6 protein-coding genes and 1 pseudogene are annotated in these 5,842 nt (G+C 41.0%); 3 read left to right on the forward strand and 4 right to left on the reverse strand.

All coding sequences use genetic code 11. The features are described from left to right. Positions 1-1,655 (forward strand): methyl-accepting chemotaxis protein (locus RAC86_RS34345; protein WP_377886602.1); only part of this gene is annotated, 1,655 nt, incomplete at its 5' end. 114 nt (positions 1,656-1,769) lie between these two features. On the opposite strand, the gene RAC86_RS34350 is transcribed toward RAC86_RS34345, so the two are convergent. Beyond that, the gene (locus RAC86_RS34350; RefSeq protein WP_003231427.1) at positions 1,770-2,063 is read right to left on the reverse strand and encodes a YozQ family protein; all 294 of its coding nucleotides are present in this window, start codon (positions 2,061-2,063) and stop codon (positions 1,770-1,772) included. Positions 2,064-2,106: 43 nt separating this feature from the next. Next, positions 2,107-2,229, reverse strand: a complete 123-nt coding sequence (locus RAC86_RS34355; protein WP_003241887.1) for a hypothetical protein — start codon at positions 2,227-2,229, stop codon at positions 2,107-2,109. A 68-nt stretch (positions 2,230-2,297) separates the two neighbouring features. On the opposite strand from RAC86_RS34355, the pseudogene RAC86_RS34360 reads away from it, so the two are divergent. Beyond that, a pseudogene (locus tag RAC86_RS34360) lies at positions 2,298-2,415 on the forward strand (hypothetical protein); the annotation flags it as partial. Between the two features lie 89 nt (positions 2,416-2,504). Beyond that, positions 2,505-2,909 carry a UPF0715 family protein gene (locus RAC86_RS34365; RefSeq protein WP_015714052.1) on the forward strand — a complete coding sequence of 135 codons (405 nt, stop codon included), beginning with the start codon at positions 2,505-2,507 and terminating at the stop codon, positions 2,907-2,909. 415 nt (positions 2,910-3,324) lie between these two features. Here RAC86_RS34365 and RAC86_RS34370 read toward each other — a convergent pair whose 3' ends face one another. After that, positions 3,325-3,618: a hypothetical protein gene (locus tag RAC86_RS34370; protein WP_015251960.1), complete on the reverse strand. Its 294-nt coding sequence runs from the start codon at positions 3,616-3,618 to the stop codon at positions 3,325-3,327. A gap of 66 nt (positions 3,619-3,684) precedes the next feature. After that, positions 3,685-5,727, reverse strand: a complete 2,043-nt coding sequence (locus RAC86_RS34375; RefSeq protein WP_377886603.1) for a molybdopterin oxidoreductase family protein — start codon at positions 5,725-5,727, stop codon at positions 3,685-3,687. Positions 5,728-5,842 lie beyond the last annotated feature (115 nt).

Raw genomic sequence — 5,842 nt, forward strand, 5'->3', positions numbered from 1 at the left:
TATCAATATTAGTTGTTTCAATTATTGGAATTGGAGGCTCCTCAGTATTTATGATTTCTTCTACTGTGAAAAAGAATGAAGAACTTAAAGACAAAATGGAATTCCAAAAAGAGATAAAACACATCCAATATGAATTGACCGGGTTATCAAATGATGAAAGAGGCTTCTTGATTACCGGAGACAAAGAATACGACGAGGGTATGAAGGAAAAAGCAGACGATGTCTTAAAGAGCCTTGACCGGGTTAATGACTTGATTGATGAAGAGAGATATCAATCAAATATCGAAGACATTAAGACAAGTTTTACTCAGTATAGAGCTTTGAATCAGCAAGTAGTAACAGCCTACTCTTCAAATCCGAAAAAAGCAGAAACCATCCATTTTGGAGAAGAAAGAACACTAAGAAAAGAAGGCGTAGATCCGGCTGTCAATAAGCTGTCTGATCGCCTGGATCAAGAGGTGGAGGATCTAAAAGATGAAATACGAGGCAATGGGAAAATGAGTCAATGGCTCATCATCATTGTCACCGGGATATCAGTTATATTAGGCGTTGTTTTAAGCATAATGCTGTTAAAGTCTATAATGGTGCCCCTAAGAAGCATAAATAAGCAGCTGGAGGAAATTGCTCATGGCGACGCTGATTTAACCAAAAAAGTCATTGTGAAAAATAAAGATGAATTTGGTCAGCTTGCCCAATCGTTTAATTCTTTTACTCATTCATTAACTCAAATTGTGAAGCAGATCAGCAGCTCATCTGAACAAGTCGCCGCTTCCTCCGAAGAATTATCGGCAAGCGCGGAAGAATCGAAATCAACATCTGAACATATTTCCCGAGCCATGCAGATGGCTGCCGACAGCAATGTGAAGCAAAGCTCAATGACAGAAAAGAGCGCAGAATCCATCACTGAATTATTAGACAGTATATCATCAGTTGCTTCAAATACAGGGAACATAGCGGATCTTTCTTCTTCGATGAGAGACAAGGCTGAAATAGGCTCTAAGTCCGTCAACAAGATGTTAGATCAGATGAAATTCATAGATAAATCTGTAGATTCAGCCGGCAATGGATTGCAGACATTGGTAGCGAGCACAGCAGAAATCAGCGATATCTCTTCGCTTATCACGACGATTTCAGAGCAGACAAATTTGTTGGCACTAAATGCAGCGATCGAGGCGGCCAGAGCCGGAGAGCAAGGAAAAGGATTTGCTGTGGTGGCAGAAGAAGTTCGGAAGTTGGCGGATGAAACAAATAAATCTGCAAACCACATCCAATCGGTGGTAGCGACCATCCAAAATGAATCGATAGAAACGGTAAATAATATTAAGGTTGTTCAAGAAAATGTGAGCTCAGGTATTGTTCTTTCTCAAGAGGCAACAGGAAATTTCAATGAAATACTGAACCTCGTGGAACAGGTCACTTCTCAAATACAAGAAGTCGCAGCGGCAACTCAACAGCTTACATCAGGCGTTGAAGTGATTCAGCACACAGTTCATACATTGGCTGCTGGTACAAAAGAAACGTCAGCAAATACAGAAGCGGTTGCAAAATCTTCACAGGAGCAGCTTCATTCAATGGAGGAAATCTCCTATGCTGCAGAATCTCTATCCCAATTGGCGGAAGAACTTCAAACCGTCATTAATCGTTTTAACTATTAAACAGGCTACTTACGTGCAACCCCCATCTTATTCGGTGGGGGTTGGCTACTTTTACTGTGGTTGTTTCTACAAACGGAGCTAACTGACTTCTTTTAAGTAGCTCCGTTTGTATGGCTAGTCCAAATTTTGATCGATTGTCCCTTCAAAATAGTCATCGCTCACCTGTTCATGAGTTTCAGCCAATCCTTTTTCTAATTGCGTGCTTCCTTTATAATCTGAGGGCTCAAAGTATTTCCCGGCAACATCTGTTGTGTCATTTTTGTTTTCTTTGTTATGAGTTTGTGTTTCAGTGTTTACACTTTCTGTCTCAGTATTGCTGCGTATAGATTGCTGAAAATCATATTCCTTGTCTAATGAAGAAAATCTTTTATAATCATCAGGTCTGTCTGCACCGTTTTTTTGAGTCACTTTACTTCCTCCAGATTATTGATATTTTAGTGGGGGTAAGAACTTATTTCGTTCTTTTAGGATCGGAACCGTGTTTTTTAGGATCATCTGCTTTAAAAGCTGTTTCAGTCTCATGGTCATTTCTTATTTGTTCAATACTTGAATTTTGAATACCTTTCTTACTCATTGGTTTCACCCCTTTACGAAAAGTGTTGAATATCAACTCTTCTTATTTTGTCTGTTGATCAGGTATTCATTCACTTTTTTCATTCGCGCTTTCGCCAATCAGGAGAGGCGTTTTCATGCCAGCGTATTATCTAATAAAAGAACGTCATTTTTGAAACCTTTTATTAGCGCATTGCGTATAGCACGTTGGGGAAGACATCTCGATAAAAGAAATACAAAGGTTGTGAATTTATACTAACAGCACTGTGAATAAATCAAACAAGGGGGGGGGAAAAAATGAAGAAAATCGCATCATATTATTTAATGACATTAGGGCTATCCAGCCTTACATTTGGTTTGTTTTTAGGGTTTTATTCTTTCGTTATGTATGGCGATATGATAATTGCATTGTTTACGGCAGCAATTGCTTTATTATACGGTTTTGTGGTGTATGGCCTTTTTGCTGTTCCGCTCCAAATGAAGTTGCAGAAAAAAGCGAGAACATTCAATGTCATGTACCTATTGATTTACAGTGTGGTTGCTTTTATCGCAGCTTTCCTGTTTTTTGTTATCAATGAACCTGCGTCAATAGCATGGACATTGCAATCGTACTTTTATTATATGTTAAGTATTGCGGCTGCAGTGATTTACTGGTTATGGGATTCTCTGATCCTTTATAAACGAACAGCTTCCGGCGTATAAAGCAAGCAAATCAGGCTAACGTAGTTTTACCAATCGGAGATATATGGAGGTCAATAAAAATAAAGGGTATTGCACTAACATTGCTGCGTGAATCTAAAAGCTTTAGGTTTCATATTTTTTTAAAAAAATCCTCCGCGGATAAAGGCGCAGTATGGGGACATAATGAGAGCACACATTCGAACCGAATAGGTTTTCTAAGTGTTTTACGATACATACGTTCATCAAGATCATCACGTCATCAATGGAATATACAAACTATTGTTGTGGAACGGGCATCTCGAGCTGTTTGAGGAAAGAACATAGATGGTGGTTTATCGTTTTATCAGCGCTTATAGAACAAAGTTTTGGTGGCGGTCAATCCATACAGCTAAACAGAGGAGAGCGTGACAATGAATCTCGCTCTCCTCAGATTTATTTATTCACCCTGATGTTTTTCAACTAATGTGAATGTCCAATCTTTTAACATATGTTTCTGGACATATTTTTTTCCGTTTATTTCAATGTAAGGCAGGTCTGCCATGTCTCCAGCTAACTGTTTTGCTTCAGTCGTTGTTATTCCTAAAAAAAGTCCGATGTAAAAGTAAATATCCCGTTCTTTTATAAGCAAGATATCATTTTGTTCACTACCTTTTGTATGGTTCATCTGCTTTAAGCCTTCACCGATAAAATATCCTGCCAAAGCAATACCAATTCCTAAAAAAACGTCCATGTGTATGCCTCCATTATGTCAATGTTATGTTATACGGGCTTGGCATACTCCGGGTTTCATTATTTTTCAAACCTTTTCAATCTGTACACGGCCTGAAAAAAAGGTGGCACCGCCGCCCATATCGGACAATCGGTCTGGGGTTAGCGCGTTTACAAGCTGTTTTTTTCCTTGTTCATCCGCCCATAATCCTTGGCTGACAACGACACCTGGCAGCACTTGTTCTCCAACTGCAGCGGTCAGCTGGCATTCTCCCCGGCTGTTCCAAATTCGTACAGGTGCCCCATCAACGATTCCGTGTTCTTCAGCATCTTTTGTGTTGATAAAGAGCTTTGGCGTCTTTTCAAGCTTGATGTGTTTTTCATTATTGGAAAATGTTGAGTTTAAGAAATTATGGTTTGGCCCCGGAACATACATAAACGGATGTTCATTATCGGTTACAAGAGGTGTATATGTCGGTAAAGCAGGGAAGCCGTCTTGTTTCATTTTTTCTGAATATAATTCTATTTTTCCGCTTGGCGTTGGAAGTTCGCCCGGAAACAGCGGCTTTTCGCGTTTCGCTTTCATAAATGAATGCTTAGCAAGTGCATCGTAATCAATCTCTGCCAAATGCGGATTATCTGGATGGTCAAGCGCCTGGCGGATTAATTCTTCATCTGAATCTTTAAGCTCCTGGTCTGTGAATCCCATTGCTTCAGCCAGTAATCGGAAAACCTCAGTGTTAGACTTGCTTTCCCCATATCTCTCAATCACCGGCTGCTGAAGCTGAATGTAATGGTGCCAGTAGGAGGTGTAAAAATCAGTATTTTCAAAAGCGGATGTTGCAGGCAGTACAATGTCCGCATATGCAGCCGTTTCCGTTAAAAACAAATCATGAACCACAGTAAACAAGTCTTCCCGCAGCAAACCCTGTCTGACTTTGTTTGCTTCGGGCGCGACGACGGCAGGGTTCGTTCCATAAATAAATAGAGAGCGAATCGGCGGGTCTGTTTCCAAAAGCACCTTGCCAAGCTGATTCATATTAAATGACCTCGGGGTGCGCCCTTTCAATAAGTCGGGCCGCTGCAAGGCATTTGTGTTATATTCTAAAATTCCGCTGTTATGCTTAATTGCGCCGCCCCCTGTGTGCAGCCATTGGCCGGTGATCGCCGGAAGACAGGCAATCGTCCTGACAATCATTCCGCCGTTATCGTGATGCTGGGGTCCGTTTCCGATTCTGATAAAAGAAGGGGAGGTTTCCCCGTACATTTTTGCCAGTCGGTAAATATCTTCGGTACTGACATCGGTGATCGTCGATACCTTTTCAGGATCATATTGTTTAACGTGTTCACGGAGCTCTTCATAGCCAACCGTGTACTCGGACAGAAATGCTTCATCATGAAGGTTTTCTTTAAATAAAATGTGCATGATGCCAAGAGCAAGTGCACTGTCGGTTCCCGGCTTTATTGGAATAAACCAATCTGCGAGACGTCCTGTTTGATTTTTATGCACATCGATCACGACAATTTTGGCACCTTGTTTTCGCGCTTTTTGGGCGATCGTAATTTGGTGCATGTTTGTACTGACCGCATTGATTCCCCAAAAAATAAATAGTTTTGTATGAATGGTTTCCTCAGGATCGATTCCCGCGCTTATGCCCATTGTATATTTATAGCCTTCAGATCCCGCTTTGCTGCAAATCGTCCGTTCAAGCTGGCTTGACCCCATGCGGTAAAAAAAGCGGCGGTCCATTCCTTCAGCTGTCAATTTCCCCATGTTTCCGTAAAAGCTGTAAGGAAGTATGCTTTCAGCTCCCTCTTCATCAATCAGCTGTTTCCAGCGGGAGGTGATCGTATCGATTGCCTCTTCCCAAGAAATCGGTTCAAATATCGCTTGGCCTTTCGCACCTGTTCGTTTGAGCGGTGTAGTCAGCCGCTTTTCATCATATATGCGCTCCGTCATATTCCGGACTTTGTTGCATATGTTTCCGGCTGTGACAGGATGATCAGGGTCTCCTTGCACTTTTACGATCTTCCCGTCTTTTTTATGTATTAACAATCCGCACTGATCCGGGCAGTCCAGCGAGCAAACGGATTTGAAAATGCCGTTTTGTTGTGTGGCAAAAGATTTCATGGCCCAGTTCCTCTCTCTAGTTAGATATTTTGTAAGAATTATAACATTTCGGATCATAACGTCAATTCTGAAAAAAGAGATTGACATCAATCTGAGACTTCTTTATGATAAACGT

The sequence above is a fragment of the Bacillus sp. LR_5 genome (assembly GCF_042709275.1).

What these genes read in the sequence shown, in the direction of transcription:
- RAC86_RS34370 (WP_015251960.1), bottom strand. Translation starts at nt 3,618, where the DNA reads ATGGACGTTTTTTTAGGAATTGGTATTGCTTTGGCAGGATATTTTATC.
- RAC86_RS34365 (WP_015714052.1), top strand. Translation starts at nt 2,505, where the DNA reads ATGAAGAAAATCGCATCATATTATTTAATGACATTAGGGCTATCCAGC.
- RAC86_RS34355 (WP_003241887.1), bottom strand. Translation starts at nt 2,229, where the DNA reads ATGAGTAAGAAAGGTATTCAAAATTCAAGTATTGAACAAATAAGAAAT.
- RAC86_RS34375 (WP_377886603.1), bottom strand. Translation starts at nt 5,727, where the DNA reads ATGAAATCTTTTGCCACACAACAAAACGGCATTTTCAAATCCGTTTGC.